Origin of the sequence: Jatrophihabitans sp., assembly GCF_051960575.1 — a bacterium.
Taxonomy (GTDB): Bacteria; Actinomycetota; Actinomycetes; order Mycobacteriales; family Jatrophihabitantaceae; genus JBQCEE01.
On sequence record NZ_JBQCEE010000109.1, the window covers coordinates 1 to 4,479 of the forward strand.

The window sequence follows — 4,479 nt, forward strand, 5'->3', positions numbered from 1 at the left end:
CGACGTCGTCGTAAGCGGCGAGCTGCTGCATGCGGTCGCTGTGCCCCCGCCAGTGCATGAGCACCCAGGGGCAGCCGGCGTCCCGCACGACGCGGGCCATGTCCGGATCGCCGAGCCCGCCGGAGACGTCGTTCACCACGGACGCGCCGGCCTCGAGCGCCGCCGCCGCGACCGCCGCCCGGTAGGTGTCGATGCTCATCGCGACGCCGGACGCCGCGAGGTCGCGGATCACCGGCAGCACCCGCCGGCACTCCTCGTCGGCGTCGACCCGCTGCGCGCCCGGACGCGTGGACTCACCGCCGACGTCGACCAGATCGGCGCCCTCGTGCTGCATGAGCAGGGCGTGCTTCACCGCGTCGTCGCGCGAGGCGTACCGGCCGCCGTCGCTGAACGAGTCGGGCGTGACGTTGAGGACGCCCATCACCACGACGCGATCGGGGCGCCGGGGCAGCGGGCTCATCTGCCGCTCAACGGCCGAGGATGAGGCTCAACGCTTCCGACCGCGTGCGCTGGTCGGACTTCATGATCCCGCGGACGGCCGAGGTCATCGTGCGCGAGCCCGGCTTGCGGATGCCGCGCATCGCCATGCAGAGGTGCTCGGCCTCGACGACCACGATGACGCCCTTCGGCTGCAGCTTGCGCATCACCGCGTCCGCCACCTGCGAGGTCAGCCGTTCCTGCACCTGCGGCCGCTTCGCGTACAGGTCGACGACGCGCGCCAGCTTCGACAGGCCGGTGATCCGCCCGTCGTCGCCGGGGATGTAGCCGACGGCCGCCGTGCCGTGCCACGGCACCAGGTGGTGCTCGCAGGTCGAGTACAGCGGGATGTCCTTCACCAGCACCAGTTCGTCGTGGTGCTCGTCGAAGGTCGTCTGCAGCACCTCGTCGGGGTCGACGAGCAACCCGCCGAAGGTCTCGGCGTAGGCGCGGGCGACGCGGTCGGGCGTCTTCAGCAGCCCCTCGCGGTCGGGGTCCTCGCCGACCGCGACGAGGATCTCGCGCACCGCGTTCGCGATGCGGGCGAGATCGACCTCGTGGACGGGCGCCGCGGGCGACGCCTGGGCACCGCTCGTCGCCGGGGCACCATCGACCGGGGTCGTGCCGTTGGCCGACCCCTCCTCGGACGTGAGCACCGCGCTCAGCCTCCGTGTTGCGGGTTGTGCGGGGGATATGGCGGGGTATTCGGCGAGGCGCCGTAGGGCGGCTGGCCGGGGCCGGGCTGCGGCCCGAACGCGCCGGGCGGCGGCCCGAACGCGCCGGGTTGCGGCGACGGGTACCCGGCGGGCGGCGCCGGCACGGCCGGGCCGTTGACCCCGTTGCCGTTGCCGTTGCTCTGGCCGTTGCCGTTCGCGGCGTGCGCGCCGTTCGCGCCGTTCGAGGTCGCCGGGGCCGGCTTGCGCAGCGACATCGGGATCTCGATCGGCGGCCGGTCGCTCGGCGTCCGCTTGCCGAACGCGGTGAACGTGTTGTGCGGCGGGCGCTTGCGCACCGTCGCGAAGATCCGCTCGAGGTCCTCCTTCGAGAGGGTCTCCTTCTCGACGAGCTCGAGCACCATCGCGTCCAGGACGTCGCGGTACTGGACGAGGATCTCCCACGCCTCGTCGTGCGCGCCCTCGATCAGCTCGCGCACCTCGGTGTCGATGTCCGCGGCGATCGACTCGGAGTAGTCGCGCTGGTGGCCGTAGTCGCGGCCCAGGAACGGCTCGCTGTCGCTGCTGCCGTACTTGACCGCACCGAGCTTCGAGCTCATGCCGTACTCGGTGACCATCGAGCGGGCCAGCTTGGTGGCCTTCTCGATGTCGTTGGACGCACCCGTCGTGGGCTCGTGGAAGACGAGCTCCTCGGCGGCGCGGCCACCGAGCGCGTAGACCAGCTGGTCGAGGATCTCGGCGCGCGTCTGGGTGTAGCGGTCCTCGAGCGGCAGCACGAGCGTGTGCCCGAGCGAGCGGCCGCGCGGCAGGATCGTCACCTTGTGCACGGGGTCGAGGTTCGGCATCGCCCACGCTGCCAGCGCGTGGCCGGCCTCGTGATAGGCGGTGACCCGCTTCTCCTTGTCGCTCATCGCCCGCGTCTTGCGCTCGGGGCCGGCGATCACACGGTCGATCGACTCCTCGAGCGCGGCGAGCGTGATGAGCCGGCCGCCCTGGCGGGCGGTGAGCAGCGCGGCCTCGTTGATGACGTTGGCGAGGTCGGCACCGGTGAAGCCCGGCGTGCGGCGGGCGATGACGCCGAGGTCAACGTCGGGGGCGAACGGCTTGCCCTTGGCGTGCACCTTGAGCACGGCTTCGCGGCCGATGACGTCGGGCGGGCCGACGGCGATCTGCCGGTCGAAGCGGCCCGGGCGCAGCAGCGCCGGGTCGAGGATGTCGGGGCGGTTCGTGGCGGCGATGAGGATGACGCCGCCCTTGACGTCGAAGCCGTCCATCTCGACGAGCAGCTGGTTCAGCGTCTGCTCGCGCTCGTCGTGGCCGCCGCCCATGCCGGCGCCGCGGTGGCGGCCGACGGCGTCGATCTCGTCGACGAAGATGATCGCGGGCGCATTGCTCTTGGCCTGCTCGAACAGGTCGCGCACGCGGGAGGCGCCGACGCCGACGAACATCTCGACGAAGTCCGAGCCGGAGATCGAGTAGAACGGCACGCCGGCCTCACCGGCGACCGCGCGGGCGAGCAGCGTCTTGCCGGTACCGGGCGGGCCGTAGAGCAGCACGCCCTTCGGGATCTTGGCGCCGATGGCCTGGAACTTCGCCGGGTTGGCGAGGAACTCCTTGATCTCCTGGAGCTCCTCGATCGCCTCGTCGGCACCGGCGACGTCGGCGAAGGTCGTCTTCGGCATGTCCTTGCTGACCAGCTTGGCCTTGCTGCGTCCGAAGCTCATGACGCGCGAGCCGCCGCCCTGCACCTGGCTCATGACGAAGAAGAGCACACCGACGATCACCAGGATCGGCAGCAGGCTGACCAGCAGCGACAGCCACGTGTTCTCGTGGGTGACCTTGGTCTGGAAGTCCAGCGAGCTGTCGGCCTTCTTCGCGGCCTGGAGCTGGCTGAAGATCTCGTCGCCGGAGGCGGCCGGGAACTGGGCCTGGATCTTGGTGTGGCCGTCGACCGCGTTCTTGAGGGTGAGCTGGAGCGTCTGCTCCTTGTCCTCGAAGACGGCCTTACTGACGTTCTTGTCCTGCACCTGGGTCAACGCCTGCGACGTGTCGACGGAGGTGTAGTCGCTGCCGCCGGACAACAGGCTCGGCAGGACGAGGAAGCAGAACAGGATCACGGCGGCCCACAGCCACCAGGACCGAAGAATGCGCCTGCGGTTCATACCTTCACCACGAACGGGAGGCCGTCCGCGTTCCTTCCGACCGGGGGACTGTGAACAATCCGACGGTACACGTCAACCCCCGTACACCGACGGCCTCAGCCGTCCGATGTACGGAAGGTCCCGATAACGCTCTGCGTAGTCCAGACCGTATCCCACGACGAACTCGTTGGGGATGTCGAAGCCGACGTACCTGACCGGGACGTGCACCGTCACCGCGTCCGGCTTCCGCAGCAGCGCCACGACCTCGATCGAGCGCGGGCTGCGTGCGGCGAGGTTCTTCAGCAGCCAGCTCAGCGTCAGGCCCGAGTCGATGATGTCCTCGACGATCAGGATGTCGCGTCCGGCGATGTCGCGGTCGAGGTCCTTGAGGATCCGCACGACGCCGGAGCTGGTGGTGCCCGTGCCGTAGCTGCTGACGGCCATGAACTCCATCTCGGTCGGCCGTTCGAGGGCGCGCGCGAGGTCGGACATGAACATCACCGCGCCCTTGAGCACGCCGACCAGCAGCGGTTCGCGCTCGGCGTAGTCCGCGTCGATCTGTGCGGCGAGTTCGGCGATCTTCTTCGCGATGACGTCGGCGGGGACGAGCACCTCGTCGATGTCGGCGTCTAGGACGGACACGCGACGAGTGTTCCAGACGTCCGCTTCACGGCGACGCCCGGCAGGTCGACGCGCGCCTGCCCGTGCCAGTCGGTGACCAGTGCGTCCAGCGCGGCGGTGCGTTCGGCGGTCAGCGGCCCGGCCCCGACCGTCGCCGCCCACAGCCGCAGCACCCGTGTCCGCACGGCTGCCGGCAGGTCGACGAGCGCGGCGACCGGCAGGCCCGCCGGGTTTGCGCCCACACCTGTCGGGTCAGGGCCGTCAGGCCGACCGTTGGCGGCGCAAAGCCGGTGCAGCACGGACGCGGCCCAGGTGTCGAGGGCGTCGGCGTCGGCGCGCACCAGGTCGGCGGTGCGGGCCAGCGCCTCGGCGACGCCGCCGCCGAGCACGTCCTCGAGCAGCGGGAGCGCCTCGGCGCGCACCCGCACCCGCCGGAACGCCGGGTCGGTGTTGTGCGGGTCGTCCCACGGCTGCAGGCCGAGCGCCGCGCACGCCGCCTCGGTCGTCGCCCGGCGCAGGCCGAGGAAGGGGCGCAGCCAGCGGCCGTCTGCGGGCCGCATCCCGGC

General features: G+C 71.2%; 5 protein-coding genes. All 5 read right to left on the reverse strand.

Annotated elements, in window-relative coordinates; translation table 11 throughout:
* A partial coding sequence (folP, locus tag ACTHMS_RS05675; protein WP_440305703.1) for a dihydropteroate synthase occupies positions 1-460 on the reverse strand: 460 nt, incomplete at its 3' end.
* A gap of 7 nt (positions 461-467) precedes the next feature.
* Complete coding sequence (gene folE, locus ACTHMS_RS05680; RefSeq protein ID WP_440305707.1) at positions 468-1,016, reverse strand: GTP cyclohydrolase I FolE; 549 nt, start codon at positions 1,014-1,016, stop codon at positions 468-470.
* A 122-nt stretch (positions 1,017-1,138) separates the two neighbouring features.
* Positions 1,139-3,313, reverse strand: a complete 2,175-nt coding sequence (gene ftsH, locus ACTHMS_RS05685) for an ATP-dependent zinc metalloprotease FtsH (protein ID WP_440305704.1) — start codon at positions 3,311-3,313, stop codon at positions 1,139-1,141.
* Positions 3,314-3,385: 72 nt separating this feature from the next.
* The gene (gene hpt, locus ACTHMS_RS05690) at positions 3,386-3,934 is read right to left on the reverse strand and encodes a hypoxanthine phosphoribosyltransferase (RefSeq protein ID WP_440305705.1); all 549 of its coding nucleotides are present in this window, start codon (positions 3,932-3,934) and stop codon (positions 3,386-3,388) included.
* Positions 3,922-4,479: TilS substrate-binding domain-containing protein (locus tag ACTHMS_RS05695; RefSeq protein ID WP_440305706.1), on the reverse strand; the 558-nt coding region annotated here is incomplete at its 5' end. The genes ACTHMS_RS05695 and hpt, both read right to left, overlap by 13 nt.

What these genes read in the sequence shown, in the direction of transcription:
- ftsH (WP_440305704.1), bottom strand. Translation starts at nt 3,313, where the DNA reads ATGAACCGCAGGCGCATTCTTCGGTCCTGGTGGCTGTGGGCCGCCGTG.